This window comes from Micromonospora noduli (assembly GCF_003264475.1).
Lineage (GTDB): Bacteria > Actinomycetota > Actinomycetes > Mycobacteriales > Micromonosporaceae > Micromonospora > Micromonospora noduli.
In genome coordinates this window covers 258159-284897 of record NZ_PYAC01000043.1, presented here as the reverse complement: position 1 = coordinate 284897, position 26739 = coordinate 258159, and the positions used below count along the sequence as shown (strand labels likewise).

Annotated in this window: 29 protein-coding genes; 14 read left to right on the top strand and 15 right to left on the bottom strand. The window is 71.8% G+C overall.

Annotated elements, in window-relative coordinates:
- The first annotated feature begins 54 nt into the window (after nucleotides 1-54).
- On the top strand, nucleotides 55-675 hold the full coding sequence (locus MED15_RS32875; protein WP_112726268.1) for an ArsR/SmtB family transcription factor: 621 nt from the start codon (nucleotides 55-57) through the stop codon (nucleotides 673-675).
- Complete coding sequence (locus tag MED15_RS32870; protein ID WP_112726269.1) at nucleotides 672-1937, top strand: MFS transporter; 1266 nt, start codon at nucleotides 672-674, stop codon at nucleotides 1935-1937. The genes MED15_RS32875 and MED15_RS32870 overlap by 4 nt, the downstream gene beginning before the upstream one ends.
- A 217-nt stretch (nucleotides 1938-2154) precedes the next feature.
- Here MED15_RS32870 and MED15_RS32865 read toward each other — a convergent pair whose 3' ends face one another.
- The 5 genes from MED15_RS32865 to MED15_RS32845 all read right to left on the bottom strand — a co-directional run bounded on the left by MED15_RS32865 (nucleotide 2155) and on the right by MED15_RS32845 (nucleotide 5661).
- Nucleotides 2155-2850, bottom strand: a complete 696-nt coding sequence (locus tag MED15_RS32865; RefSeq protein WP_112726270.1) for an alpha/beta fold hydrolase — start codon at nucleotides 2848-2850, stop codon at nucleotides 2155-2157.
- 40 nt (nucleotides 2851-2890) lie between these two features.
- On the bottom strand, nucleotides 2891-3271 hold the full coding sequence (locus MED15_RS32860) for a VOC family protein (RefSeq protein WP_112589736.1): 381 nt from the start codon (nucleotides 3269-3271) through the stop codon (nucleotides 2891-2893).
- A gap of 75 nt (nucleotides 3272-3346) precedes the next feature.
- Nucleotides 3347-3946, bottom strand: a complete 600-nt coding sequence (locus MED15_RS32855; RefSeq protein WP_112726408.1) for a DUF4291 domain-containing protein — start codon at nucleotides 3944-3946, stop codon at nucleotides 3347-3349.
- Between the two features lie 101 nt (nucleotides 3947-4047).
- Nucleotides 4048-5085, bottom strand: coding sequence for an SMP-30/gluconolactonase/LRE family protein (locus MED15_RS32850; protein ID WP_112737860.1), 1038 nt, complete (start codon nucleotides 5083-5085; stop codon nucleotides 4048-4050).
- A 153-nt stretch (nucleotides 5086-5238) separates the two neighbouring features.
- A complete protein-coding gene (locus MED15_RS32845) occupies nucleotides 5239-5661 on the bottom strand; it encodes an MmcQ/YjbR family DNA-binding protein (protein WP_112737858.1) in 423 nt (140 codons plus the stop codon).
- Between the two features lie 148 nt (nucleotides 5662-5809).
- Here MED15_RS32845 and MED15_RS32840 point away from each other — a divergent pair, with 148 nt between their 5' ends.
- Nucleotides 5810-7612: an acyl-CoA dehydrogenase gene (locus MED15_RS32840; protein WP_112737856.1), complete on the top strand. Its 1803-nt coding sequence runs from the start codon at nucleotides 5810-5812 to the stop codon at nucleotides 7610-7612.
- A gap of 16 nt (nucleotides 7613-7628) precedes the next feature.
- Here the strand turns inward: MED15_RS32840 and MED15_RS33730 are convergent, their stop codons facing one another.
- Together MED15_RS33730 and MED15_RS32835 are read right to left on the bottom strand one after the other, a co-directional pair.
- A complete protein-coding gene (locus MED15_RS33730) occupies nucleotides 7629-7805 on the bottom strand; it encodes a hypothetical protein (protein ID WP_167457781.1) in 177 nt (58 codons plus the stop codon).
- Nucleotides 7806-7901: 96 nt separating this feature from the next.
- The gene (locus MED15_RS32835; RefSeq protein ID WP_112697686.1) at nucleotides 7902-8621 is read right to left on the bottom strand and encodes a polyamine aminopropyltransferase; all 720 of its coding nucleotides are present in this window, start codon (nucleotides 8619-8621) and stop codon (nucleotides 7902-7904) included.
- A gap of 129 nt (nucleotides 8622-8750) precedes the next feature.
- Between MED15_RS32835 and eccB the strand changes: the two genes are divergently transcribed.
- Nucleotides 8751-10136, top strand: coding sequence for a type VII secretion protein EccB (gene eccB / locus MED15_RS32830; RefSeq protein WP_112602531.1), 1386 nt, complete (start codon nucleotides 8751-8753; stop codon nucleotides 10134-10136).
- Between the two features lie 145 nt (nucleotides 10137-10281).
- Here eccB and MED15_RS32825 read toward each other — a convergent pair whose 3' ends face one another.
- The 4 genes from MED15_RS32825 to MED15_RS32810 are packed head-to-tail and all read right to left on the bottom strand — an operon-like array spanning nucleotide 10282 to nucleotide 14155.
- Nucleotides 10282-10887 carry a class I SAM-dependent methyltransferase gene (locus MED15_RS32825; protein ID WP_112602530.1) on the bottom strand — a complete coding sequence of 202 codons (606 nt, stop codon included), beginning with the start codon at nucleotides 10885-10887 and terminating at the stop codon, nucleotides 10282-10284.
- A gap of 54 nt (nucleotides 10888-10941) precedes the next feature.
- Complete coding sequence (locus tag MED15_RS32820; protein ID WP_091406739.1) at nucleotides 10942-11808, bottom strand: carbohydrate ABC transporter permease; 867 nt, start codon at nucleotides 11806-11808, stop codon at nucleotides 10942-10944.
- Entirely contained in the window at nucleotides 11808-12764 is a 957-nt protein-coding gene (locus MED15_RS32815) for a carbohydrate ABC transporter permease (protein ID WP_091406737.1), read from the bottom strand. Before MED15_RS32815 ends, MED15_RS32820 begins: the two co-directional genes overlap by 1 nt.
- Nucleotides 12761-14155 carry an ABC transporter substrate-binding protein gene (locus MED15_RS32810; RefSeq protein WP_112589712.1) on the bottom strand — a complete coding sequence of 465 codons (1395 nt, stop codon included), beginning with the start codon at nucleotides 14153-14155 and terminating at the stop codon, nucleotides 12761-12763. Before MED15_RS32810 ends, MED15_RS32815 begins: the two co-directional genes overlap by 4 nt.
- Before the next feature lie 115 nt (nucleotides 14156-14270).
- Here MED15_RS32810 and MED15_RS32805 point away from each other — a divergent pair, with 115 nt between their 5' ends.
- From MED15_RS32805 to MED15_RS32785, 5 genes are all read left to right on the top strand, one after another.
- Nucleotides 14271-15311 (top strand): zinc-dependent alcohol dehydrogenase, encoded by a 1041-nt coding sequence (locus tag MED15_RS32805; protein ID WP_112589710.1) that lies wholly within the window; start codon nucleotides 14271-14273, stop codon nucleotides 15309-15311.
- Nucleotides 15308-16129: a sugar phosphate isomerase/epimerase family protein gene (locus MED15_RS32800; protein WP_112589707.1), complete on the top strand. Its 822-nt coding sequence runs from the start codon at nucleotides 15308-15310 to the stop codon at nucleotides 16127-16129. The genes MED15_RS32805 and MED15_RS32800 overlap by 4 nt, the downstream gene beginning before the upstream one ends.
- 164 nt (nucleotides 16130-16293) lie before the next feature.
- Nucleotides 16294-17580, top strand: a complete 1287-nt coding sequence (locus MED15_RS32795; protein WP_112589845.1) for an MGH1-like glycoside hydrolase domain-containing protein — start codon at nucleotides 16294-16296, stop codon at nucleotides 17578-17580.
- Between the two features lie 51 nt (nucleotides 17581-17631).
- Nucleotides 17632-18030, top strand: coding sequence for an NUDIX hydrolase (locus tag MED15_RS32790; protein WP_112589704.1), 399 nt, complete (start codon nucleotides 17632-17634; stop codon nucleotides 18028-18030).
- A 40-nt stretch (nucleotides 18031-18070) separates the two neighbouring features.
- A complete protein-coding gene (locus tag MED15_RS32785; protein ID WP_112589702.1) occupies nucleotides 18071-18622 on the top strand; it encodes a DUF2267 domain-containing protein in 552 nt (183 codons plus the stop codon).
- 121 nt (nucleotides 18623-18743) lie between these two features.
- Here the strand turns inward: MED15_RS32785 and MED15_RS32780 are convergent, their stop codons facing one another.
- Both MED15_RS32780 and MED15_RS32775 read right to left on the bottom strand, forming a co-directional pair.
- On the bottom strand, nucleotides 18744-19976 hold the full coding sequence (locus MED15_RS32780) for a hypothetical protein (RefSeq protein WP_112737854.1): 1233 nt from the start codon (nucleotides 19974-19976) through the stop codon (nucleotides 18744-18746).
- Between the two features lie 26 nt (nucleotides 19977-20002).
- Entirely contained in the window at nucleotides 20003-20518 is a 516-nt protein-coding gene (locus MED15_RS32775) for an NUDIX hydrolase (protein WP_112589697.1), read from the bottom strand.
- Between the two features lie 50 nt (nucleotides 20519-20568).
- Here MED15_RS32775 and MED15_RS32770 point away from each other — a divergent pair, with 50 nt between their 5' ends.
- Complete coding sequence (locus tag MED15_RS32770) at nucleotides 20569-21060, top strand: type II toxin-antitoxin system PemK/MazF family toxin (protein WP_030336385.1); 492 nt, start codon at nucleotides 20569-20571, stop codon at nucleotides 21058-21060.
- A gap of 65 nt (nucleotides 21061-21125) precedes the next feature.
- On the opposite strand, the gene MED15_RS32765 is transcribed toward MED15_RS32770, so the two are convergent.
- Complete coding sequence (locus MED15_RS32765; RefSeq protein ID WP_112589695.1) at nucleotides 21126-21770, bottom strand: flavodoxin family protein; 645 nt, start codon at nucleotides 21768-21770, stop codon at nucleotides 21126-21128.
- A 125-nt stretch (nucleotides 21771-21895) separates the two neighbouring features.
- Between MED15_RS32765 and MED15_RS32760 the strand changes: the two genes are divergently transcribed.
- Together MED15_RS32760 and rox are read left to right on the top strand one after the other, a co-directional pair.
- Nucleotides 21896-22918 carry a phosphotransferase enzyme family protein gene (locus MED15_RS32760; protein ID WP_167457780.1) on the top strand — a complete coding sequence of 341 codons (1023 nt, stop codon included), beginning with the start codon at nucleotides 21896-21898 and terminating at the stop codon, nucleotides 22916-22918.
- Between the two features lie 161 nt (nucleotides 22919-23079).
- The gene (gene rox, locus MED15_RS32755; RefSeq protein ID WP_112589690.1) at nucleotides 23080-24507 is read left to right on the top strand and encodes a rifampin monooxygenase; all 1428 of its coding nucleotides are present in this window, start codon (nucleotides 23080-23082) and stop codon (nucleotides 24505-24507) included.
- A gap of 4 nt (nucleotides 24508-24511) precedes the next feature.
- Here the strand turns inward: rox and MED15_RS32750 are convergent, their stop codons facing one another.
- Complete coding sequence (locus MED15_RS32750) at nucleotides 24512-25162, bottom strand: GGDEF domain-containing protein (RefSeq protein WP_091407349.1); 651 nt, start codon at nucleotides 25160-25162, stop codon at nucleotides 24512-24514.
- A 264-nt stretch (nucleotides 25163-25426) separates the two neighbouring features.
- Here MED15_RS32750 and MED15_RS32745 point away from each other — a divergent pair, with 264 nt between their 5' ends.
- Both MED15_RS32745 and MED15_RS32740 read left to right on the top strand, forming a co-directional pair.
- Entirely contained in the window at nucleotides 25427-25666 is a 240-nt protein-coding gene (locus MED15_RS32745; RefSeq protein WP_091406718.1) for a DUF397 domain-containing protein, read from the top strand.
- 148 nt (nucleotides 25667-25814) lie between these two features.
- The gene (locus tag MED15_RS32740) at nucleotides 25815-26696 is read left to right on the top strand and encodes a helix-turn-helix domain-containing protein (RefSeq protein ID WP_373861112.1); all 882 of its coding nucleotides are present in this window, start codon (nucleotides 25815-25817) and stop codon (nucleotides 26694-26696) included.
- Nucleotides 26697-26739: the final 43 nt, after the last annotated feature.

Here is a 26739-nt window from a genome sequence, read left to right as displayed (position 1 = left end):
GGAGGCGGTGGCTCGGGGTTGCCCCGATCCAATCTGAGAGACTACTCTCGAAACATGTCTCTCAAGAATCCGTATGGGGATTTCGAGATCAGCGAGCCGCAGGCGCTTCGGGCGTTGGCCCACCCGGTCCGGCTGGCGATCCTGGAGCACCTTCAGCGGCACGGCCCGGCCACGGCCACCGGGCTCTCGCCGCACGTCGGCGCCACACCGTCGGTGGTCAGCTGGCATCTGCGGCACCTCGCGACGTTCGGCCTGGTCCTCGACTGGGACGGTGCCACCAGCAAGCGGGAACGTTGGTGGCAGGCGGTAGCCCGAGGCTTCCGCTTCACGGTGCCGGAGGGCACCGAGGGGCAGTCCGCCAGCCAGCAGCTACGCGGCGAGATGTTCGCCCGCAACGCCGACGCACCGCAGCAGTGGCTGCTGCATGAGGAGCCCCGACTGGACCCCGAGTGGCGCACGCTGGCCGGCATGGCCGACACGCGGTTCGTGGCCACCGCCGACGAGCTGCGGCAACTGGAGGAGTCCATTGAAGAGCTGATCGCCCCGTACGTGCGGCGCAAGGAGGGGTCGGCTCCGCCCGACGCGCGGATCGTCCGGATGCTGCGCTACCTGCTGCCCGAGCCGGGGGACGAAGCCCCGGCCGAGCCCGGCGACGACGACACGGCCACGTCGTGACCGCCGCCACCGACGCCGCCACCGACACCGGGCCCCCGCCGGCCCTGCACCGTGACCGGCGGTTCCGCACCTTCTGGATCAGCGAGACGATCTCCCACTTCGGCGATCGGATCAGTGAGCTGGCCCTACCGCTGATCGCCGTCACCCTGCTCACCGCGACACCCGTGCAGGTCAGCGTCCTCACCGCGCTGATCTGGCTGCCCAACCTGCTGGGCCTGTTCCTGGGCGCCTGGGTGGACCAGCGCACCCACAAGCGGCGACTGCTGATCATCGCGGATCTGATCCGCGCCGCGGTGCTGCTCAGCTTGCCGGTGGCCTACCTGTTCGACGCGATCACCCTCACCCAGCTCTACCTGGTGGCACTGCTCACCGGCTTCGGCGCGGTGCTCTTCGCGATGGCGCGTCAGGCGTTCTTCGTCGGCCTGGTGCCGCGATCGGCGTACGTGGACGCGAACAGCAAGCTGAGCATGAGCCGCTCGCTCTCCTTCATCGCCGGCCCGGCCGTCGGCGGTGGGCTGGTCCAGGCGCTCAGCGCGCCGGTCGCGATCGTCGTCGACGCGGTCTCATTCCTCGGCTCCGCGCTGCTGCTCAGCCGCATCCCGGTGACCGAGCCCCCGCCCCCGCCGCGTCGGACGTCCACTCTCGGCCTGGTCCGCGAAGGGCTCGTGCTGGTGCTGCGGCACCCGGTGCTGCGGGCCGCCCTCGGCTGCACCAGCACTGTCAACTTCTTCACCTTCATCGCCGGCGCGCTGCTGGTGCTCTACGCCAGCCGCGAACTCGACCTGTCAGCCGGCGCGATCGGCATCGCCCTCGGTTTCGGAGCGCTCGGCGGATTCGCGGGCGCGGCGCTCGCACCTCGGATCTCACGCGCCATCGGCCTGGGCCGTACCGCCATGATCGGCGCGGTGCTCTTCCCCGCGCCGCTGGCGCTGACCGCGCTGGTGTCCGGACCGACCTGGACGAAGGTGGCCATGCTGGCGGCCATCGAGCTGGTCTCCAGCATCGGCGTGATGCTCATGGACGTGAACCTCAACGCCCTGCTCATCGCCGTGACACCCGAAGACGCGCTGGCACGCCGGGCCGGTGCCTACAGTGCCGTCAACTACGGCATCCGACCGCTCGGCGCGCTGGTCGGCGGTGCGTTGGGCACCACCATCGGGCTGCGACCCACCCTGGCCATCGCCGGCCTGGGCGGCGTGCTCGCCGTGCTGTGGTTGCTCGCGTCACCGGTGCGCCACATCCAGACCCTCGACGCCGCCTGAGGGCTGCGGCGGCGCTCGACCGCGCCGCGGTGGGCGGCACCCACCCGGACGAGCGACATACCTCAGAGTCATAAATATGCCACTGAGGTATACCGCTCGTTGGACTGATCGTGCGGCTGCCCTGTCAGCAGCTCGCTCCATGTCGGCCCGGCCCTGCGGCCCAGCCGGCGCGGGTCAGGCAGCGCGGCCCTGCCGGCCCCGGGTCAGGCGGCGCGGGTCAGGCGGCCTCGGCCAACAGGATCCGGGCCAGCTCGGCGGGCTGGGAGAACATCGGCCAGTGGCCGGTGTCCATGGTGACCAACCGCCAGTAATCGCTGGTCAGCAGTTTCGCCACAGTGTCGTTGGGCTCAGGCCCGTCGAGCAGACACTTGACGTACGTCGCCGGCAGTTCACCCAACAGCCGGGTCAGCACGGCCGGCTCGGTCAGCGTGGCCCCCGGATGCGGCGTGGAGCCCTCGATCAGCCGGGCGACCTGCTCGTCGGTGAGACCCTGACCGTCGAAGTCGGCCGCACCCAGCGGAGCCCAGTAACCGTTGTTGCCGGCGATCTGCGCCTCGAAGGCCGCCTGACCCTGCCACCAGCCGGAGGCGAACGACCCACCGTCGACCGGCACCTCGGAGTCCACGAAGACCACCCGGGCCAACCGCTCGCCGATCCGCTCGGCGGCCTGACCCACCGGAATGCCCGAGTAGCTGTGCCCCACCAGCACCACGTCGCGCAGGTCGCCGCGCTCGATCTCGTCGACGATGTCCTGCACGTGGGTCTGCTGCCCGGCGGGCACACCCCGCTTCTCGGCGAGGCCGGAGAGGGTCAACGCGTGGGTGCCGTGGCCGGCCGCCCGAAGTGGTGCCACCACCTCGTCCCATGCCGACGATCCCAGCCACGCCCCCGCCACCAGTACGAATTCAGCCATGGGCGGGACCCTAGCCGCACCCTCCGACAGCCCCGGTGCGTCAGGACCAGGTGCGGGCCTCGGCCGCGAACACCTCCGGTGGACTCTCCACCGGAAGCACACAGAGCAGGTGGCCACCGGGCGCCCGCAGGATCCGGCACTCCAGCCACTGCGCCACCTCGGTGGCACCCAGGGCCATCAACCGTTCGGTCTCAGCAGGCACGTCGTCGGTCTCGATGTCGAGGTGGAAGCGCGGCGTATCGTCGACCGCCTGGACCGCGGTGACCAGCCCTGGCAGCGCCTCGTGCAGGCCGACGAACTGCGGCTCGGCGGGATCGGACCGGGTGCTGACGCCGAGCGCCGCCGACCAGAACTCCGCCGCCCGGGCGGCCTCCGCCTTGGGAGCGTCGATCAGTAGCGCGTACACGCGGCTTCGGTGCATGCCGGCCAGGATATCGAGAATGTGAATGTGTTGCTGGACGGCGCGTGGCATCCGAGGGCCGTTGACCGCGCGGACTCAGCCGGTGGCGTCGAGGTGGGCCGCGATCTGCCTGGGCAGCGGATAGCTTCGTTCGGCCGGCAGGTGGTCCGCGGCCGCCCGCACGTCCTTGGCCCGCACCAGTTCCCGTACGCGGTGGACAGTGGGGGTGATGTCCGTGACGCTGACCGTCCAGTCGTCGACGTACCGGGCGACGGCTTCGCCGGACAGTCCGACCTGCAACGACCGGTGGGGCAACGCGCTCAGGTGCAGTGTCCGTTCCGGATCCCACTGCACCCGTACCGGGCTGGCCTTGAGTTGCCGCGACCACGTCGCCCGGTCACCGTGCAGGTCCTGGTCGTAGTGACTCAGACAGGCTCGCGCCAGCGCCCACTCGAAGCCCTCCCGCGTGATGTCGATGGACAGCACGCGCTCCTGCCCGGGCTTGGTGGCCCAACCGCAGCGGTACATCATCCACAGGAACGACGGCTTGATCCAGGTCATCCTTTCACGCTTGAAGGGGGCGACGAAGCGACCGGCGGCCACCGCCGGCAGCGCGATCTCCGGTGGGTACGCCTGGTACACGGTGATCGTGTCGGCCGAGAATCGAGCACGGATCTGGCGGGCAGGAACGGACACCATGCGATCTTCACCCATCGGACCGCACCCTCTCCACCGGGATTTCGTACCCCGGGCCGGGGGAGACGCGGTGCGGATCCGGCGGCTGCCGGATTGAGCACTCAGGCGTGGTCCCGGGCGGGCGGCCCGATCCCAACGGGCATCCGGTAGATCTGGACCGGGTATTCGACGGTCGAGATCCCGCCGTTGAGCCCGGCGGTCAGGTGCAGCTGGGCCGCCGGCATCCACAGCCGGGCATCGGCGTCGAGCCACATCGCGTCCACCCAGGCCAGTCGGGGGTCGGCGACGAGCGTCCGTAGGCCGCCGTCGGGTGCGAGGACGAGGACGCGCCGTCGTTCCAGGTCGCTGAGGTAGATGCTGCCGGCGGCGTCGATGGCCGTGCCGCCGGTGCTGGGTGTGTCACACCAGCGTTCGACCCTCCGGGCCAGCTCGTCGGCGGGCGCCAACGGGTCGTCCAACCAGCGGGTGGCGATCCGGGGCATCCCGCCGGAGGCCGGCTGGTAGTAGAGCCAGCGACCGTCCGGTGACACCTCCAGCTGGTCCACGTGCAGGCGTACCTCGGTGCCGTCCGGGTCATGCAGCGCGCGACCGTCGGCGACCACCGGGCCGCCCGCCGTGCTCGGATGCCCGTCCAGCACCCGTCTCGCCCGACCGGAGTCGAGGTCGAGCACGATGAGGCCGGCCGCCCCGGCGTCGCTGAAATACGCCACCCGGCCGTTGAATCGGACGTCGTCGACGTAGCTGCCCGGGTGCACCGCCTCGTCGAGGTGGTAGACCCGCTCCACGCGGTCGTCGTCCGGGTCGACCGCGATCAGCCGAGCACCGCCCGGCACCTGCGCGCCGCCGATCCGCGGCGAACCCGAGTCGACGATCCACAACCGACCATCCGGGCCGGCGCGCAACCCGTTGACGTGCACGAACGCCCCGCTCGGCGGCTGGTCGGCACGGTTCCACGCGGCGTCGGGGTAGGGGACACGACGGCCGTCCGGCAGCGCCTCCACCACCTGCACGCCGGGCCGATCCGCCGACGGGTAGCTCAGGAACACCCGCCCGCGCACTGTGGTCACGCCCGTGCACACCCGGTCTTCCTGGAACACCGGCGTCAACCGGTGATCCTTCTCGGTGGGCAGCGACGACATCGACCTGCTCCTCACCCGCCCGGCGGCGCCTCGGCTTCAGCCGGTAACCGACGGCTACGGCCGTCCGGCGCGGTATCCCCGGAGCGTGCCGGCCGAAACCGCCGGTCGCAGGACACCGCCGGCGCTCAACCGGCGGCAGGGTGCCCTTGGCGCTCAGCCAGTCGGCGGTGCCGGGGGGCCGACCCGGGCGGCGAGCCGCTTCGGGGCCATGACGCAGTAGCTCTCGGTGAGCAGCTCACCCACCTCCTCCCAGTCGGTGTTTCCGTCCAGGACCATGCCCATCACGTTCGGGCTCCAGTCCGGTTTGTAGAAGGGGTGCCCCGTGGCGAGGAGCCCGGCGATCTCGTCGAGTGGTGACCGGAAGGTCAGCAGGCAGGCGGGCTGGTCGACTGCGGCAGCCCGCGCGTGCACCGGCTGGCGATCGGGGTCGACGGTGAGCACATGGGCGATGGTCCGCTTGCGGATCCGCCAGCGGATGCCAACCCAGGCGGGCTCCTCGTAGGTCTCCGGCAGCCCGAGACAGATCGGCCGCAGCCGGTCGAGGACCTCGGGCGGGACGTCTCCGGGTGCGGTCACGGACAACGACGCTAACCGGTCGGTGTGACAAGTTCCGCTCCTCGAACGCCACCCAGGCCGGTGGTGCCCGCCCTGCCGATCCGCGAGGATGGGCGGGGCGACAGTGGGCCGTCGCCCCGGCCCGACCCCGTGCCCGCTGAGGAGTGCCGTGCCGTCAACCCTGCTCTCCCGCCGTGACCTCGACTTCCTGCTGCACGAGTGGCTACGGGTGTCCGAGCTCGTCGAGCGCCCCCGCTACGCCGAGCACTCCCGGGAGACCTTCGACGACGCCCTGGATCTCGCCGAGCGGGTGGCCACCGAGCAGTTCGCCCCGCACAACCGCGCCGCCGACCTGGCCGAGCCCACCTTCGACGGGCAGCGGGTGCGGCTGATCCCGCAGGTCCGCGCGGCGTTGGACAGCTTCGCCGAGACGGGTCTGCTGACCGCCGGGCTGGACGCCACTGTCGGTGGCCTGCAACTGCCGCACGCCGTCGCGGCCGCCTGCTTCACCTGGTTCCAGGCCGCCAACGTGGCCACCTCGGCCTACCCGTTCCTCACCCTGGGCAATGCCAACCTGCTGCTGGCGCACGGCAGCCCCGAGCAGGTGGACACCTACGTCCGGCCCATGCTGGACGGCCGGTTCTTCGGCACCATGTGCCTGTCCGAGCCGCACGCCGGCAGCTCGCTGGCCGACATCACCACCCGCGCCGAGCCGCAGGCGGACGGCACGTACCGGCTCTTCGGCACCAAGATGTGGATCTCCGGTGGCGACCACGAGTTGGCCGAGAACATCGTCCACCTGGTGCTGGCGCGCATTCCGGGCGCGCCGCCCGGCGTCAAGGGCATCTCGCTGTTCATCGTGCCGAAGGTGCTGGTCGGCCTGGACGGGTCGCTCGGTGAGCGCAACGACGTGGCGTTGGCCGGGCTCAACCACAAAATGGGGTTCCGGGGCACCACAAACACCCTGCTCAGCTTCGGCGACGGCGCGCACACCCCGGCCGGCCGCGCCGGAGCGGTCGGTCACCTGGTCGGCGCGCCGCATCAGGGCCTGGCGCAGATGTTCCACATGATGAACGAGGCCCGGATCGGGGTCGGGGCGGGCGCCACCGCGCTGGGTTACACCGGCTATCTCAAGAGCCTGGCGTACGCGAAGGAGAGGCCGCAGGGCCGGCCGGTCGGCGCGAAGGACCCGGCCGCCGCGCAGGTGCCGATCATCGACCACCCCGACGTACGACGGATGCTGCTGGCCCAGAAGAGCTACGTGGAGGGGGCACTGGCGCTGGTGCTCTACTGCGCGCGGTTGCTCGACGAGCAGAAGACCGCACCGGCCGAGGCCGACCGCGAGCGCGCGCACCTGCTGCTGGACGTGCTCACGCCGATCACGAAGAGTTGGCCGTCGCAGTGGTGCCTCGCCGCCAACGACCTGGCGATCCAGGTGCTCGGAGGTGCCGGCTACACCCGCGACCACGAGGTGGAGCAGCACTACCGGGACAACCGGCTCAACCCGATCCACGAGGGCACCCACGGCATCCAGGCACTGGATCTGCTGGGGCGAAAGATGATCATGCAGGGCGGCGCTGGTCTCACCCTGCTGACCACGACGATCGGTGACACGGTCGAGCGGGCCCGCAAGGTCGGGGGAGAGGCGTCCGAGTTGGCCGACCGGCTGGCCGCCGCGGTGGACCGGGTCACCGCTGTCACCCGTCGACTGTGGGCCGACGGTGACCCGGTGCTCGCGCTGGCCAACGCCAGCGCCTACCTGGAGGCCGTCGGGCACGTGGTGATCGCGTGGATGTGGTTGGAGCAGGTGCTGGCGCTGCCGGCGGAGAGCGCCGGCGACGCGTTCCACGCCGGCAAGCGGCAAGCCGCCCGCTACTTCTTCACCGTCGAGTTGCCCCGGACCGGCCCGCAGTTCGACCTGTTGGAGAGCCGGGACCGAACCACGCTCGACATGCGCCCGGACTGGTTCTGACCGGCCGCGCCGCCCGTCACCGTCGGCGGGACTGGTGGTTCATTGCCTGCCGCCCCTTGACGACGCCCCAGACGATCACGATCACCAGCGCGATCACACCGATGATGATCAGCCAGCGGGCCGCCTCGAGAATCAACCCGAGCAGGATCAGCACGCCGGCGACCACGCCGACAACCCAGAGCAGTGCACGCATGTCGACCTCCCGTAACCGGCCGCGCCTGGTGCGGCCGGCCCGGCTCCTGGTTCCCCGTCCGGCCGACACCATGCGCGATCGGCCTACCGGAGTCGATCAGGGGCCGGTACGCGCCACGTAGACGGTGTTGGCCGACTCCCCGCCGGTCAGCGGGTTGGCGAACGGCACGACATGCGCGCGTACGCTCGCGAACACCTCGGTGAGCGCGGCGGTGAACTCGGCGTCCGGCGGGTCGTCCGACCAGAGCGCGAAGACGCCCTCGGGGCGCAGCAGGGCGGCCAGGCGACGCAACCCGGCCGGCGGGTAGAACGCCGCGTGGCTGGGGTGCAGGACGTTGCGCGGGGAGTGGTCGACGTCGAGCAGCACCGCGTCGAACCGCCGGCCGGGCACCTCGGTGTCGAAGCCGGTGTCACCGGCCACCGCCGCGAAGAAGTCGGCCTGCACGAAGCGGGTCCGGGGGTCCTCGGCGAGCCCCGCCGCGAACGGCAGCAGCCCTCGTTGGTGCCAGTCGATCACGTCCTCGATCGCCTCCACCACGAACAGTGAGCGCACCCGGGGGTCGCCCAGCGCCGCGCAGGCGGTGTAGCCCAGCCCGAGACCGCCGACCACCACGTCGAGCGAGTCACCGGCCACCTCGGCGAGGCCGAGCCGGGCCAGCTCGATCTCCGCGACCGGGAAGAGGCTAGACATCAGGTACTCGTCGTCGAGCTTGACCTCGTACACCTCGACCTGGAGTGCCGGGTCCCGGCGTCGGCGCAGGCTGATCGCGCCGATCGGGGTCTCCCGCCAGGCCAGCTCTTCGAAACGCGCGCCCACGGGTGCCCTCTCGCCGCCGGATTCGTCCACGGATGGTACCGGTTGCCCCGCGACGGGCGGCCACGCAGGGTCCACGGGACATCGACGCAGCGCATATCCTGTGCCCGGCCGATCCACCGGAGGGGACTCATGCCGTCGCGGCAGGACCAGCTGCACTCCTACCAGTTCAGCGTCCAACGGGCAGTCGCCGCCCTGGTCATGCGGGAGACCGACCCCGCGCAGTCGCCGTTTCGGCGGCTGGCCGGCGCCGGTCTGGCCAGCGTCCTGGTCGCGGCGATCGGGCTCGGCGGTTTCGCCCTCTACGGCCTGTTCGCCGGCGGCGGGAAGGGGTGGCGTGACCCGGGCGCGGTGATCGTGGAGAAGGAGTCCGGCGCCCGGTTCGTCTACCGCGAGCAGAAGCTGCACCCGGTGCTCAACTACGCCTCGGCGCTGCTCATCGTCGGTGCGGACCGCTCGAAGACCGTCCTGGTGTCCCGACGCACGATCGACGGGGTGCCGCGCGGGCTGCCGTTGGGCATCGCCGACGCACCCGACTCGCTGCCCGCCCCGGGCCGGCTGGCCGCCACGGCGTGGACGGTCTGCTCGACGGTCCCGGCCGGTACGGGCGTCGAGGCGCCCCGCTCCGCGTTGCTGATCGGCACCGAGCCCGACGGCGGTCGACCGTTGGGCGATGACGCGCTGCTGCTGCGCCACCCCGACGGCGGGCTGCACCTGGTCTGGCACCAGCGCCGCTACCTCGTCCGTGATCCGAGCCGGGTGCTGGCGGCGCTCGCCACCACCCGGGCCCAGGCGGTCCGGGTGGCGCCGGCACTGCTCAACTCGCTGCCCGCCGGCACCGACCTCGCCCCACTCGACCTGCCCGCGCTGGGTCGGCCCGCCACCCGGGTGCCGGGTGCGGCGATCGGCACTGTCTATCTGGTGAGCAACTCCGGTGGCGGCAGACAGTACGCGGTGGCGCTCGACGCCGGCCTGGCCGGCATCACCGAGTTGCAGGCGGGGCTGTTGCTGGCCCGCACCGGGCAGGTCGAGCCGGTGCCGATGACGTTGGGCCGGTTCGCCGCGCTGCCCACGGTGCCCGACCTCGCCCCGACCGGCCCGAACGCCCCGCCACCGACGCCGCCCCGGCTCGCGGCCGGCGACGGCGGGGCGCTCTGCACCCGCATCGGCGACGACGGCGGGGTTGGTGAGGTGCGCTGGGGCGTACCGCTGCGGGACCTGACGGCCGTGCCCCGCACCGCGCCGACCGGCGGAGCGGTGCTGGCCGACCACGTGGTGGTGGAGCCGGGCCGCGGCGCGGTGGTCGAGGCCGCCGCGGCGCCCGGCGCGACCGGCGGCGCAGTCTCCGTGGTCACGGACCTGGGCCGACGGTACGTGCTGGCCGACCGGGAGGTGCTCCCGATGCTGGGCTACAGCGACGTGCGGCCGGTGCGGCTGCCGGCCGGGCTGGTCAGCCTGGTGCCTGCCGGCGCCACCCTCGACCCGGCCGCCGCCCGCGCCGTCGCCGCCCCGGACTGAGGGCGACCCGCGTGCCGGCGTGCCGGCGGTGAGGCGTGCCGGCGGTTAGGCGTGCCGGCGGTGATCAAGAGGTTTGCGTCAGAACGTGGCGCGAGCCTGACGCAAAGCTCTTGATCACCGGGAAGCAATGCGCGGCGGGCGGTGCTCAGTCGGCCGGGCGGCGCAGGACGGTGACCGCGAACGGGGCGTCGTCGCGCCACGGGCGCAGGTCCCAGGTGGCGAAGCGCTGCTCCACGCGCAGACCGGCGGCCACCGCGTCGGCGTCGAACGCGGTCAGCGGGTAGCCGCGCTCAGTGCCGAAGCCCACTGTCAGCACGCCATCGGGTCGCAGGTGCGCTGCCACCCGGCGCAGCACTTCCGGTTCGGTGCCGACGGCGACGAAGGCGAGCACGTTGCCGGCCAGCACCGCCGCGTCGAACGGTTCCGCCTCACCCAGCGCCGGTAGATCCAGCTCGGCGAGGTCGGCAACCAGCCACGTCGGGCCGGGATAGTCGGCGCGGGCGGCATCCACCAGCGCGGGGTCGGCGTCCACCCCGACCACCGTGTGCCCGCGCTCGGCCAGCGCGGCACCGACGCGGCCGGTGCCGCTGCCGGCGTCGAGAATGCGGGAGCCGGGCGCGACGAGGGCGTCCACCAGTCGGGCCTCGCCGGCCAGGTCCGCGCCCTCGGCCACGAGCTTGCGGAACCGGTCGATATACCACTGTGAGTGCTCAGGACCGGTGTCGGTCGCCCAGCGGGTCGGGTTGGCCATGAGGCCACCGTATCCGGGTTGGTGGGGGCCTGGCGGGCGACCCGGACGAGACGATCATCCCTTCTCCGCGCCGCTGGTCAGCCCCTCGGTGAGCAGCCGTTCGCTGGCGAAGAAGAGGATCACGATGGGCAGGGTGAGCACGACCGACCCGGCCATCAGCACCGTCTTGGGGACCTCCACCCCGTCGGCGAGCAGGGACAACCCGAGTGACACCGTCCACCGGTTGGGTTTGTCGACCAGGAACAGCAGGGCGAAGAGGAACTCGTTCCAGGCGATCATGAAGTCGTAGAGCGCGACCGCCATGATCGACGGCATCGCCAGGGGCAGGCTGACACGGCGGATGATGCCGAGCCGGCCGGCGCCGTCGATGGCGGCGGACTCCTCCAGACTGACCGGGATGGTCTCGAAGTAGTTCTTCAGCATGTAGACCGACACCGGCAACGTCTGCGAGATGTAGACCAGCACCAGACCGAACAACGAGCCGCGCAGCCCGGCCCGGGTGAAGACCACGAACAGCGGGATCGCGATGACGATCGACGGGAACAGGTAGACCGCCAGGAACAGGAAGTCCACCTGCCTCCGGCCGAAGAACCGCAGCCGGGCCACCGCGTACGCGCCGGGGATCGCGACCAGGAGAGTGAGCACGGTCGCCGCGACGGCGACCAGCCCGCTGTTGCGGATGAAGGTGAGGAAACCCTGGCCGCCGTCGTCGGTGGCCTTGAGCACCTCCGCGTACGTGGCCACTGTCAGCTCACCGAAGCCGACCACCAGCGCCCCGGGGTCGAGCAGCAGCCGCTCGATGGGGCGCACCGAGAGCACCAGCATGTAGTAGAAGGGGAAGACCGTGATCACCAGGAACACGGCGATCACCAGGCGGCGCAGCCAACGCAGGCTCACCGTCTCGACCACGTCCCGGTCCATCAGCTCACCCTCCGTCCGAAGAAGCGCAGATAGATCAGCACGAACACGATGAGTACGACGGCCAGCACGACCGCCTGCGCGGCCGCGGCCCCGATGTCGGTACGGGCGGTGAGGAACTCGTACACCCTCACGCTGACCACCTCGGTGCCGGCCGCACCGCCGGTGAGCAGGTAGACGTCGTCGAACTTGTTGAACGTCATGATGAAGCGCAGCACGCCCAGCAGGGCGATCACCGGCAGCAGTTGCGGCAGCAGGATGTGCCGGAACCGCTGGGTGGGGGTGGCGCCGTCGACCCGGGCGGCCTCCTCCAACTCGCCGGGCACCGCCTGGAGCCGGGCCAGCAGGAACAGGAAGGCGAACGGGAAGTACCGCCACGCCTCGAAGACGATCACCGTGGCCAGCGCCGTCGACTCCTGGGTGAGGAACGGCACCGGGGCGTCCCAGCCGAGCAGGCGTTGACCCCACGCGTTGACGATGCCGAGCTGGGGGTCGAGCATCACCTGCCAGACGAACGTCACGGCGACCACCGGTGCCACGTACGGCAGCAGCATGGACGCCCGGACCAGGGTGCGACCCCGGAACGGCCGGCGGACGACCAGTGCGGCCACCAGGCCGAGCAGGATCGACCCGACGGTGCCGCCGATGCTGTAGATCAGCGTGACCCACAGCGTCTCGGCGAAGCCGGGGGTGTGCAGCACCCGGTCGATGTTGTCCATGGTGAACTCGCCGAACAGGCCGGTCTTGCGCAGCGTGGCCAGCCGGACCCGCTGGAAGGCGAGCACCACTGTCCACACGATCGGGATGCCGATGACCGCGATGGTGACGAGCAGGGTCGGTGCGACCAGCGCGAGCCCGGCCCGGGACTCGCGGCGGCGCAGGGTCAACGGTCGGCGCCGGGGTGGTGCCGGCCGCTCCCTGGTGGGGGAGCGGCCGGGGCCGGGCGCGGTGGTGGTCAATTGACGCCCGCCTTGATGGCGTCCACGTCCTTCGTGGCGCGGTCGGCGGTGGCCGCCGCGTCGGACTTGCCGGAGACGAGGTCGCCCAGGACCTTGGGCACCGGCAACTCGCCGAGCATGGCGCCGACGAGTTTGCCCTGCCCCTGACTGAGGCCCCAGCGCCCGAAGGTGTCCGGGCTGCGGCGCAGCGTGGCCAGCACCTCGTCGCCGTACACGTCGGTGAGGGGCTTCTTCGCGTCCACGCCCGCCTGGCTGGTGTTCCAGGCGGTCAGGTACGCCTCCGGCTCGGCGGGGGTGCCCTTGCGCACCGGGAAGCGGCCCTCGGGCGACATGCCGAACCAGCGCGGGTAGCCGTCACCGAGCATGTACTCCACGAAGGACTTCGCCGGGTCGCTCACCGCGCCGTCGAGAACCGCCCACGAGCTGATCTCGCCGTACTGGGCCGGTTCGGCGCCGTTGGGGCCCTTGATCGCGGTGACGAACCCGCTGTTCTTGGCCAGAAACGCCGGGTCCGCCTGGCACTGCGGGCAGGTCGGCTTGGCGTCGTTGCGCAGCCCGGCCAGCTCGTCGAGGATGAACGGCGACCAGATCACCATGGCGGCCTTGCCCGCGAAGTAGGTGGCCCGGGTGGTGTCCACGTCCTGCGCGCCCTTCACCGAGCTGGTGCGGATCAGGTCACCGTAGAAGCGGAACGCCTCGACGCACTGGGGCGAATCCAGTGTCACCTTCCCCGAGTCGTCGGTGAGCTGGCAGCCGTTGGCCAACGCCAGGTGCTCGAAGGTCTGCTGGGTGAACACGTCGCTGGGGGCGGTCGCCGCGGTGATGCCGGCGACGCCGCCGGTGTTCAGTCGGGCCGCGGCGGCGGTGATCCGCTCGTACGTGTCGGGGGCGGGCAGACCGGCCGCGGCGAACAGGTCCTTGCGGTAGACGAGCAGTTGCCCCCAGCCGTCGCTGGGCACGGACAGCTGTTTGCCGTCGTCGGAGGTGAGCTCCAGCGCTCGCGGGGAGAACGTCTGCTTGCCCAGCTTGTCGACGACCTCCGCGTTCGCCGAGGTGTGCAGCAGCTCGTTGCCGGCGAGCGTACGGATGCCGGCGAGGGAGACCGACCCGACCACGTCGGGCAGGTCGCCGGCGGCGGCGTTGGCGGCGATCAGGGAGGGGAACTGGTCCTCGTTGACGGTCACGAGATCGACCTGGATCCCGGTCTTGGCGGTGAAGTCGGCGATGATCGCCTTGGTGGCGGTGACCCGGTCGGCCACGTCTTCCAGGCTCCAGACGGTGATCTTCTTGCTGTTGCTGTCTGGTTCGTCGTCGCCGCAGGCCAGCAGGGTGGACGTGGTCAGTGCCAGGATCAGGGTGGTGGCGAGTATCCGCCTCGGAGGTGCAGACATCGATGGCACTCCTCTCGAAGGGTACATCAAGGATCCAACACCTTCGATTGATCAATAGCAAGACATATCGCGATTTTTTGCTATCCTGGAGCCCAGTGCTACCGGGATGTGACACATGGGCAACTGGGTGGTCTCTCTCGCCGGGCCTCGACGGATCAGCCTCGAGCCCTGCCCGCCGGATCCGCTCGGCCCCGGCCAGGTCCGAGTCCGCACCTGTTACTCGGGCATCTCCGCCGGCACCGAGCTGACCCTCTACCGGGGCAGCAATCCCCGGCTCAGCAAGGACTGGGACGACGCCGCCCGGATGTTCGTCCCCCGACAGACGCCGGTGCCCTACCCGTTGATCGGCTTCGGCTACGAAGAGGTCGGGGAGGTCATCGAGGTCGCGCCGGAGGTCACCGACCGGCATCCGGGGCAGCTCGTCTGGGGCATCTGGGGGCACCGGGCCGAGGCCGTGCTCGCCGCCGACGCGGTCCGCGCGCTCCCCACCGGGCTGGATCCGCTCGCCGCGGTCTTCGCCCGCCCCGGCGCCATCGCGCTGACCGCCGTGCTCGCCGGTGACCTGCACCTCGGCGACTGGGTCGGCGTCTTCGGCCAGGGCGTCATCGGGCTGCTCGCCACCCGGCTCGCGGTGCTCTCCGGGGCCCGGGTGGTGGCCGTCGACCCGGTTCCCGACCGGCTGGAGTACGCCGCCCGGTACGGCGCGTACTCCACCGTGGACGCCACTGTCACCTCCGCCGCGGCCGTGCTGCGCCAGGCAACCGGCGGTCGGGGGGCCGACGTCTGTCTGGAGTTGTCCGGCGCGTACCCGGCGCTGCACGAGGCGATCCGCTCCACCGCCCACGCCGGCCGGGTCGTGGCCGCCGGCTTCTACCAGGGCCAGGCCGACGCGCTCGGCCTCGGCGAGGAGTTCCACCACAACCGCATCCAGTTGGTGGCCGCCCAGGTCTCCGGGCCCACCCCCGCGCCGAGCATGGCCGGCCGGTGGACCGGAGACCGGGTCGCGCAGACCTTCATGGACCTGGTGGCCGACCGCAGCGTCGACCCGCTGCCACTGGTCAGCCACATCGTCGACGCCAGCGCGGTCGCCGACGCCCTCGCGCTGCTCGACCGCGGCGCCGGTGACGTCCTCCAAGTCGTGCTGAGGTTCTCATGACCACCATCGCGCTGGCCTGTCAGGAACAACTCCTGCCAGGCACCAACCTGATCCAGAAGTACGCCCTCGCGGCCGCCCTCGGCTACCAGGGCATCGAGCTACGCGGCCGGGGCGACCTGGCGTTCGCTCGCCGGCTGCCCGAGCTGCGCCGGGCCCGCGCCGCCGGGGTGGTGATGCCCACCGTCTGCGTCGAGATGGACCACTTCATCGGCGACTTCGACCCCGCCCGGTCCGCCGACGCCGTCCGCAACCTGCGCTCCCAACTCTCGGTGATCGCCGAACTGGGCGGCGTCGGGGTGATGACCCCGGCCGCCTGGGGGATGTTCTCCCGACGACTGCCGCCGTTCGAGCCGCCCCGGGCCCCGGACGGCGACCGGCAGGTGCTCCTCGACGCCCTCGGCGAGCTGGGCGAACACGCCCGGGCCGAGGGTGTCACCCTCTTCCTGGAACCGCTCAACCGGTACGAGGACCACATGGTCAACCGTCTCGACGAGGCGGTGGCGCTCTGCGCCGCGCTCGGGTTGCCGTCGGTCCGGGTGGTCGCCGACACCTTCCACATGAACATCGAGGAGGACGACGTGCACCGCGCGCTGCGCGCCGCCGCGCCGTATCTCGGGCACGTACAGGTCAGCGACTCCAACCGCTACCAGCCCGGCGCCGGGCACCTGGACTGGCCGGCGCTGGTGCGGACCCTGCTGGAGCTGGACTACCGGGGCTGGCTGGCACTGGAGTGCCGGCTCCGCGGCGACCCGGTCCGGGCCCTGCAACAGGCCGCCACCGTGCTGCGACACGCGCTGCCCCGGCGGGCCGCCGCGTGAGCGCCGACGCGAGGCTGACCAGCGTTGGTGCGCCCGCTGACGCCGAGCCGACCAGCGTTGGTGCGCCCGCCGACGCCGAGCCGACCAGCGTTGGTGCGCCCGCCGACGCCGGAGCGAAGCGCGCCGACGCCGCCGGCACGGGTGGCCCGGCTGACGCGGCCGGGCTGCGTCGACTCGCTGTCGACACGCTCGACGCCAACTGGGAGCACGATCACACGGTGCCCTCGCGCACGCTCTACCCGCACCAGTGGAGCTGGGACTCCGCGTTCATCGCGATCGGGTTGGCCCAGGTCCGTCCCGACCGCGCCTGGCGGGAGCTGGCCAGCCTGTTCCGGGCGCAGTGGGCGGACGGACGGGTGCCGCACATCGTGTTCAACCCGGCGCTGCGGGTCGGCGCGTACTTTCCGGGGCCGGAGATGTGGCGTTCCGCCGACGTGCCGGGCGCGCCGATGGTGGCCACCTCCGGCCTGGTCCAGCCGCCGGTGCACGCGCTCGCCGCGTTGCTGGCGTACCGGCGGGCGCCCGACCCCACCGCCCTGGCCGCGCTGCGCCGGCTCTACCCCGCGCTGGTCGCCCAACAGCGCTACCTTGCCGACCGGCGGGACGTGGCCGGTGACGGGCTGGTCTGCATCGTGCACCCGTGGGAGTCCGGGTTGGACAACAGCCCGGCGTGGGACCAGCCGATGGCCGCGGTGCCGGCCGAGGCGGCAGTGATGCGGGCGTACCGTCGGCACGACACCACGCACGCCGACGCCGCGCACCGCCCCACGGACCTGGACTACGCGCGCTACCTGGCGATCGTCGCCGCCTACCGCGACCACGGCTACTCCGACCGCGACCTGGCCGCCGGGCACCCGTTCCTGATGGAGTGCCCGCTGTTCAACGCGGCGTTCGGGGCCGCCGAACACGCCCTCGCCGAGATCGCCGCGCTCGTCGGCGACGACCCCGGGCCGCATCGGGCCCGCGCGGCCCGCATCACCGAAGCTCTCCTGCGCCGGTTGTACGACAGGCACACCGGCACGTTCCAGCCCCGTGACCTGCGCACTGACCGCCTGGTGAGCGCCCGTACCGTGCTCGGGCTGACCCCCCTGATCCTGCCCGACCTGCCGACCCGGCAGGCCGACGCGCTGGTCGTCGAGGCCCGGTCGGCGCGTTTTGGGGTGGCCAGTCTCATGGACCGGCCGCTGCCCACCTACGACCGCACCGCACCCGACTTCGAGCCGCTGCGTTACTGGCGTGGGCCGAGCTGGCTCAACATCGGCTGGCTGGTCCGGCGTGGGCTGCTCGGGCACGGGCACCCGGAGCTGGCCGCCGGGCTGCGCCGCTCGATGATCGGTCTGGTCGCCGGGGCCGGCTGCCACGAGTACTTCCACCCGGACACCGGCGCCGGTCTGGGCTCACCGGCATTCAGTTGGACCGCCGCGCTGCTGCTCGACCTGCTCGCCGACTGAGCGCGCCGCCGGGTGGTAGCGTCCCCGATCCCGGCGGCCGTAAGGAGCAACGTGCGCGAGATCGACAAGGTGGCCTGGATCCTCGTCGAGGACGGTCGGGTGCTGAGCACCCGGTCGGTGGGCAAGGACGTCTGGTACCTGCCGGGCGGAAAGCGCGAGCCGGGCGAAACCGACCTGGAGACCCTGCGTCGGGAGATCGACGAGGAGTTGAGCGTCGAGGTCGACGTGCCCGGTGCCGTGCACCTGGGCACCTTCACCGCTCAGGCGCACGGTCACACGACCGGCATCAGCGTGCGGATGACCTGTTACCGGGCCGGCTATCGAGGACAACTGCGCCCGGCCAGCGAGATCGCCGAGATGGCCTGGCTCGGGTACGCGGACCGACACCGCACCTCGCCGGTCGACCAGATCATCTTCGACCACCTGCTGGCCGAGGGTCTGCTGGCCTAGCAGCAGTTTGTCGCGGCCGGCCAGGGGTAACCGGCCGAGCGTGACCGACGGCGACGGGTTCCCGTACTTCATCGACGCGGTGTCCCAACGGTCCGGCCTGCCGGCCGAGGAGGCCGCCGTGCTCGCCCGCGCAGTGCTCCAGACGTTGGCCGAGCGGGTGACCAGCGACGCGCCCGGCGACCTCGTCGGGCACCTTCCGAACGAGGTCGACGGCTACCTGACCGGCCCGGCCCCGGATCCGGCCGGGGCCTCCGGTCCTGCCTCGGATGCGGCCGGGACGGCCCTCCCAGCCCCGGATCCGGCCGGGGCCGTCGGCCCGGATGCCGGCGCCGAAGGCTTGACCAGCGGGGTGGGCCTGGAGGTCGGCGGTGCCGGCGCGACCCCGATGGGGGCCGGTCCGACGGAGTTCCTTCGTCGGGTGGAACAGCGTGCCGGGGTGGACCCGGCCACCGCCCGGGCCGGAACCGGCGCCGTCTTCGCGACGTTGCGGACGGCGATGACGGTACGGGAGTTCCGGGAGATGGTCGCGCGACTGCCGCGCGACGGCGGAGGTGGGGCCGCGCCCACACCTCCAGGCCCCTACATGCCCTGACCCGGCGGCCGCGGCGAGATCCACTCGCAGGACTGATCGGGCTAGGACTCCTCGGCCTGGGTCGCCCGTCGGCGACGTCGGCCACCGGCAGCTCCTCTGGCCTGCTCCTCCGCAAAATGACTCATGCCTCGGACACCTCCTCAGGCTCGGCGACCCAGGCGGAGAAGACCGGCACCCCGTGCCACGGGCCGGTGGTGCCGTCGGCCCCGGCGTCGGTGGCGACGGCCACCACCGCGTACGGGTGGCCGAAGCGCAGCTCGGCGGTGCGGGCGACGCCCTCCGGCGGCATGCTGGTCACCCCGGCCATGCCGGTCACCGCCGCCGCCTCGAAGCCGTACCTGTCGAACCGGGCCACCGCCGTCTGCCGTGCCTCGAAGCGCTCGACCGGCAGCGCGAGCGCCGTCGCGAGCGTGGTCACCGCGGCCCCGAAGCCGAGCGCCGGGGCGGTCAGGTCATGGTCGTTCCGAGCGGACCAGCAGGGCAGGACGGCATTGTGCCGCTCTTCGCGGCCATCGCGGGCCCAGGTGTGTACCCGTTCCTCGGTCAGCGTCCACAGCGGAGTCTCACCGAGCGGCAGGTCGAACAGCGAGCGGCTGCTCGCCGGTGGCGCGCCGTCGGCCGCGCCGGCGCTCAGGTCGTACGCGATGGCCAGCACCTCGGCCGGTGGCACCTGCGGCGCGGCGGCCACCGAGAGGACGACCAGCCCCGCGCCGTCGGTCGTCTGGGCGGGTGCGGCGTGCACGATCACATCACCGGCCCGCGCGGTGGACACGATGGCGCAGCGGTGGCCCCGGCTCGGGCTGCGCAGCGCTCGCCGCAGTCGACCGGCCCACGGGCTGTTGGCGCCGAGCGCGCGTGCGTCGGCGACGTCGAACGGGGTCGCCCAGGACACCCGGGTGGCCAACGCGCTGGCCAGGATGAACGCCACGTCCCAATCGACCTTCAGGGGAAACTTCTCGATCAGGCCGAGGGTGTGCTCGCGCGCCCAGGCGTCCAACCCGGCCTGATCGGGCAGTGCGCCGACAGCGGTCGTGCTGGGCAGCGCGGCCTGCCACGCCGCCGGCCCGCCGTCGCCCTGCCCCGCTCGGTGCCAGAGCGCGGTGGCGGACCCGACCAGCGGGTGCGGCGCGTCCAACAGTGTTCGGGCCACCTCGGCCGCGCTCGGCAGGTCGGTGCCCAGCGCCTGCGCAAGCTCCGCGGTGGCTCCCTCCGCGGTGGCCGGGTCGGCCGTCGTGGCAGTGACCGCGAGCAGCAGCCAGGCGCCGAGCGGGGAGGCGACGTGGTGTCCGTCGCCGGCCGTGGCGTGCAGCCGCGCGGCGTACGCGGAGAGCGGCCCGTGCAGATCGGTCCTCATACCCCCACTCTGCCCGCCGGCCCGGCTCACGACCACAGCTCGAACGGCTCGTCGATCTCCGTGCCGGCGAGAAACGGGGTGATCAGCCGGGGGAGCTGCCCGGGATAGAACCGTTCCCGACTGGCCACCACCTCCGGCAACGGCCACCAGCGGAAGCCGAAGTAGTCCTCCCGCTCGTAGTCGAGCCGGTGCGCCTCGTCCACGTCCGGACCAGGGCCGGCCAGCCGTACGGCGACGACAACCTCGTCCTGGACGTGCCGCAACTGGCGGTGCAGGAAGCTCGCCCGCCGCCGCCAGTTCGGCGCACCAACCTGGTCGGCGGTGATCACGATGCAGGTCTCTTCCCGCAGCTCCCGCACCGCCGTGTCGCGATAGGTCTCACCGGGGTCCATGCCACCGCCGGGCAGCTCCCACCAGGTGCCCAGCCGGGGGTGGTCCGGGTCGCGGGTGTGGAACAGCAACACCCGGTCGGTGCCGTCGGTGACCACGACCCGCACCGCGCGGCGCTCCAGGATCGGCAGGTCACGGGGCAGCTCGTTCATCGGGCCAGTCTGTCGTACCGCCCGCTCCGGCGGCGGGTAGGCTGCCCGCCGTGGCTGGTCTGTTGAGGAATGTCGCGGCGCGTATCTCCCGGGTCGGTGCGGTGATCCCGTCGCCCCGGCGTACCGGGCCGGCGCCCGCGCAGGTGGCCCGCCGCCGTCAGGTGAGCGCGTTGCAGCGTCGGGAGCTGACCTACGCTCCGGAGCGGGACGGTCAGGCCGACCCGGGCGAGATCGTCTGGACGTGGGTGCCGTACGAGGACGACCCCCGCCAGGGCAAGGACCGGCCGGTGCTGGTCGTCGGGCGGCACAGCCGGACCCTGTTCGGGTTGATGCTGTCCAGCCAGAGCGAGCGGGACGGGCAGCGGCACTGGTTCGCGCTCGGGCCGGGGGAGTGGGACCGCGACAACCGGCCGAGCTGGGTCCGGCTGGACCGGGTGCTCACCATGCGCGAGGACAGCATCCGCCGGGAGGGCGCCGTGTTGGACCGGCCCCGGTTCGACCGGGTCGGGCAGGCGTTGCGCGCCGGCTACGGCTGGCGCTGACCGGTAGCGAGCCGCGTCGGGCTCCAGTGGGGCAGCCCAGGCAGTGACGCACCTGGCGGTGAGGTCTATTCGCGGCTCGGGCCGACCGCGGCGCCCTTCGCGTCCGGCGGCGGGTACGGCTGGTCGGCGAGGAGTCGGGCCAGGTGCGCGGTGTTGAGCGCCAGGGCCTTCGTGGTGCGGCCTGTGGTGTCGGGCTTGGGGCCGGCGTCGCGGTAGTCCACGGTGTGCAGCGCCTCACCGACCCAGTAGGTCGCGGCGGCGGCGGCGATGGTGAACCCGACCTCGTTGAGTGCCTGCTGCACCTCGCCGATGGTGTGGTGGGCGCCGTCCTCGTTGCCGACCACGGCGACACCGGCCACCTTGCCGTAGGTGCGGAGTCGTCCCTCGGCGTCGGTCTCGGAGAGCTCGGCGTCGAGGCGTTCGAGGACCATCTTGCAGACGCTGGAGGGCTGACCGAGCCAGATCGGCGTGGCGATGATCAGCACCTGGGCTGCCATCAGCTTGGCGCGGATCGCCGGCCAACCGTCGCCGTCGCCCTCGTCAGTGGACACCCCGAAACGCACGTCGTGATCGACGACCCGGATCATTTCGCCCTCCACGCCCTGCGCGGCCAGCTCGGCGAGCACTTCCTGACCGAGCTGCTCGGCGCTCGATGGCCCAGGCGACGGCTTGAGGGTGCAGTTGAGTACGAGGGCGCGGATGGTCGCCACGTCGGGTCCTCTCGGCGGTCGTGATGCGATTACTGCCTTTTCATACCCGGACAGGACGTCTCAGAACACCCCGGCGACCGGCAAAACCGCTGGGTCGGTGGCCGGAGCGCTGGCATGGTGTCCGGATGGCGCAGGACATCGCACGGCAGGTGGCCGACCAGGTACGGACGGGCTTCGGCCTACGGCTGTCCACGATGGAGTCGATCACCTTCGGCGCGGACCAGCACGCCCGACTGTGGCTCGCTCAGGCCGCCGACGGCTCTCGGTACGCGGTCAAGCTGAGCGGTGGCGGCACCCCGGCCGGGCTGGTGGTGACGGCGTACCTGGCCGAGCAGGGGGTGCCGGGCATCGCCGCGCCGCTGCGGGCCGACGACGGGCGGCTGTCGATCGACCGCGACGGCCGCCGCCTCTCGGTGGTGCCGTGGGTCTCCGACCAGCGGGCGCTCGACGGTCCGATGACCGGCGCGCACTGGCGTGCGTACGGCGAGGTGCTGGCCGCCGTGCACGAGGTGCCGGTGACCGACGAGCTGAGCCGGCTGCTACCGGCGGGTGGTGCCGCGTACCCCTCGATCGTGACCGCGACCCGCGCGATGGCCGCGCGGCTGCGCGACCCGGACCCGCTCGACCTCGCGGATCCGCTGGTCGTGGAGCTGGCAGGGGTGTGGTCAGCGGTGGCCGACCGGCTGGGGGTGCTGACCCGCGAGGTCGAGCGCCGCGCCGTCGACCAGCGCGACCGGCCCGGTGCGAACGTCGTCTGCCACGGCGACCCGCACCTGGGCAACCTGCTGCTCGGCGCGGACGGGCAGGTGTGGTTGATCGACTGGGACGACGCGGTGCTCGCCCCTCCCGAGTGCGACCTCATGTTCGTCCTCGGTGGGGTGCTCGCCTTCGCGCCGATCACCGCCGAGCAGCAGCAGGCGGTGCTCGCCGGCTACGGCAAACCCGACGTCGACAGGGTGCGCCTGGCCTGGTTCCTCGCGGTCCGCGCGCTCGACGACCTCAGCGACTGGACCCGTCAGGCATTGGACCTCGACGCTGAGGCGGCCGACCGGGATCGGGCGGCGCGGATCGTGCGGGGGCTGGTGTCACCGGCGGGTCTGGTCACTCTCGCCCACGCGGCGTTGCGCGACAGTGACCGGCGGCCCTGAGCGGCGACCACGTCGTCTACGCCTGACAAAAAGTAAGGCAAAGAGCGGATTCGCTCTCTGCCACTTCCAACATATATCGCACCGGGGGCCTTGCGGCAAGACCCGGGTGGTGCCGCAGAATCTCCACCCGACGCCCAAATCTGGGAAAATCGGGGGATTCCATGATCGATGTCATCATTGCTGGCGGCGGACCGACCGGCTTGATGGTGGCCAGTGAGTTGCGGCTGCACGGTCTGCACGCGCTCGTGCTTGAGAAGGAAACCGAGCCGACCAGCTACGTCCGTGCGCTCGGCCTGCACGCACGCAGCATCGAGGTGATGGACCAGCGAGGTCTGCTGGAGCGGTTCCTCGCCCTCGGACAGCAGCACCCGGTCGGGGGTTTCTTCGCCGCGATTCCCAAGCCGTCGCCGGGCGGCCTGGACACCGCACACGCGTACGTCCTCGGCATTCCGCAGACCACCACCGACCGTCTCCTGAGCGAGCACGCCAGCGAGGTCGGCGTCGAGATCCGGCGCGGCAGCGAACTCGTCGGGCTGAGCCAGGACGACCACGGGGTGACCGTGCGATTGGCCGATGGCACGCAGTTGCGTACGCGCTATCTCGTCGGCTGCGACGGCGGTCGCAGCACCGTACGCGGGCTGCTCGGTGTCGGCTTTCCCGGCGAGCCCAGCAGCGTCGAGACGCTGCTGGGCGAGATGGAGGTGGGCGTGCCGCCGGAGACGGTGGCCGACGTGGTGGCCGAGGTCCGCAGGACCCAACTCCGATTCGGTCTCGGGCCCCTCGGAGACGGGGTGTACCGCGTCCTCGTCCCGGCCGAGGGGGTGGTCGAGGACCGCACGGTCCCACCGACCATCGACGACTTCAAACACCAACTGCGGGTGTACGCGGGCACCGACTTCGGTGTCCACTCACCGCGCTGGCTCTCCCGCTTCGGGGACGCCACCCGGCTGGCCGAGCGTTACCGGGTCGGCCGGGTGCTGCTGGCCGGCGACGCGGCGCACATCCACCCGCCGACCGGCGGGCAGGGGCTCAACCTCGGCATCCAGGACGCGTTCAATCTCGGCTGGAAACTGGCCGCCGAGCTCAACGGCTGGGCGCCGGAGGGGCTGCTGGACAGCTACCACAGCGAACGGCATCCGGTGGCCGCGGACGTGCTGAACAACACCCGGGCGCAGATGCTGCTGCTCTCACCCGAGCCGGGGCCGCGGTCTGTGCGCCAACTGTTGTCGGAGCTGTTGGACTTCGAGGACGTCAACCGGTACCTGATCGAGAAGATCACCGCGATCGGGGTCCGCTACGACTTCGGCGCGGGCCACGACATGCTCGGGCGCCACATGCGTGACGTACGGCTGAAGCGGGGGCGCCTCTACGAGCTGATGCACGGCGGCCGCGGCCTGCTGCTCGACCAGACCGGCCGGCTCTCGGTCGCCGGCTGGGCGGAGCGGGTCGACCACGTCGTCGACGTCAGCGAGGAGTTGGACGTGCCCGCCGTGCTGCTACGACCCGACGGTCACGTGGCGTGGGTCGGCGACGATCAGACCGACCTGCTCAGCCAACTGCCCAGGTGGTTCGGCGCGCCCGTCACCTGAACGGTCAGCGCTCGCCGAGGAACGCGCTGTCGACCAGTTGGCGGGGCGATCGGGCGCCACCGAGGCTCTTCGCCTGGTACATGGCCGCGTCGGCGCGGCTGAGCGCGTCGGTGAGCTGGGCCGGGCCGGTCACCGGGGCGAGCCCGACGGACGCGGTGACCCGGACGCTGCACCCGCTCAGCCGGATCGGCGCGGCGACCGTCTCACTGAGCCGGCGGGTCGAGTGCTCGATCCAGCGCCGGTCGACGGTGGGACTGGAGAGCAGTCCGGCGAACTCGTCGCCGCCGAGGCGGGCCACGAGGTTGTCCCCGGCGAAGCCGGCGAGCCGTTCGGCCACGCTGATCAGCACCTGGTCGCCGGCGGCGTGCCCGTACCGGTCGTTGATCTGCTTGAAGTCGTCCAGGTCGAGCACCACGGCGATCAGCGGCTGGCCGGCGGCGTCGGTGAGCAGGGCGGCTGCCAGGCGGTAGAAGGCGCGCCGATTGGGCAGCCCGGTGAGCGGGTCGTGACTGGCGGCGTGCCGTTCGGCGGCCAGCTCAGCCTGGAGGTGACCGATCTCGGCCTCGGCGCGCACCGCCCGGCGGCGTAGTTGCCAGGAGGAGAGCAGCGCGCCCGCAGCGCAGACGCCGGAGGCGACACTCATCGGATCCGGCACGAACCCTCCCATCGCCGCGACCGCCTCCAGCCTTCGGTTGACGCGGCGCGCCGCGTCGGGCCCAGTTTTGCCTGATCGTTGCCCGTGTGGGGGTAACTCAAAGTGAACGGATGGGCACCGATCATGTGCGTTATCATGCTCGCCGTCGGATGCAGATGCAATAGCAGATGCACGTGCAGAACCGTCCAATGTCGATACCGCACCCCCTCGCCGTCACCGCTCCTCCCACGGCCACCGGCGGGCTCGTAACAGAAAGACGCCCCCATGCAGCAGCCACCCAATGGCGTACCGATCCACCAGTTGCCTCCGCTGAGCTGGCAGAAGAGTCGCCGCAGCAACCCCAGCGGCAACTGCGTCGAACTGGCCGAACTGCCCGAGGGAGCGGGCATCGCGGTCCGCAACTCACGACACCCGGAAGGGCCGGCACTGATCTACACCGTCGATGAGATCGCCGCCTTCGTTCTCGGTGCGCGGGACGGAGATTTCGACCACCTGATCAACTGACCGTCCGGGGGTGGGTCGTCCCGATGACGGGACTGATTCACCGGCGCGGAGGAGTTCACCTCACTGTCGGTCCATGGCATGCTTACACGTCGGCCGGGCCGGGGCGCCCGGCTGTCGTGGGTCGGTGTCCGGAGGTCCGCACGTGACGATGGTTCCCGCCGAGGGTGGCCCGACAACCGGGCCGACCGTGCTGCGCATTCTGCTCGGCGCCCAACTGCGCCGTCTGCGGGAGTCCAGCGGGGTGACCCGGGAGGGCGCCGGCTGGGAGATCCGCTCCTCCGAATCCAAGATCAGTCGGATGGAGCTGGGTCGGGTCGGCTTCAAGGAGCGCGACGTCGCCGACCTGTTGACCCTCTACGGCGTCACCGAGGACCACGAACGCGACGCGCTGCTCAAGCTCGCGCGCGACGCGAACAGCCCCGGCTGGTGGCACCGCTACGGCGACGTTCTGCCGTCCTGGTTCCAGTCGTACCTGGGCCTGGAGGCCGCCGCCGCGCTGATCCGCAGCTACGAGGTCCAGTTCGTGCCCGGCCTCCTACAGACCCGGGAGTACGCCCGGGCGGTAGTGCTGCTCGGGCACGGCGCGGCCGGTCCGGGTGAGATCGACAGGCGCGTCTCGCTGCGGATGCAGCGCCAGCAGTTGCTCCAGCGGCAGAACCCGCCGCAGCTCTGGGCCGTGGTGGACGAGGCGGCGCTGCGCCGGCCGATCGGCGGCGCCGAGGTCATGCGCGGTCAGCTCACCGCGCTCATCGAGGCGACCAAGTCGCCCCACATCCGATTGCAGGTCATCCCGTTCGCCGCCGGTGGCCACGCCGCCGCCGGGGGCGCCTTCACCATCCTGCGCTTCGGTGACCAGGAGCTTCCGGACATCGTCTACATCGAACAGCTCACCAGCGCCATCTACCTGGACAAGCGCGACGATCTGGATTACTACGCGGTGGCCATGGAGCGGCTCTGCGTCGAGGCCGAGCCGCCGGAGCGTACGGCGGAGATCCTCGGCGGCCTGCTGGACGACCTCTACCCGGCCTGACTCCCGGCCGCGTCGGCCCTGGCCTGGTCCACGACCCTGGACA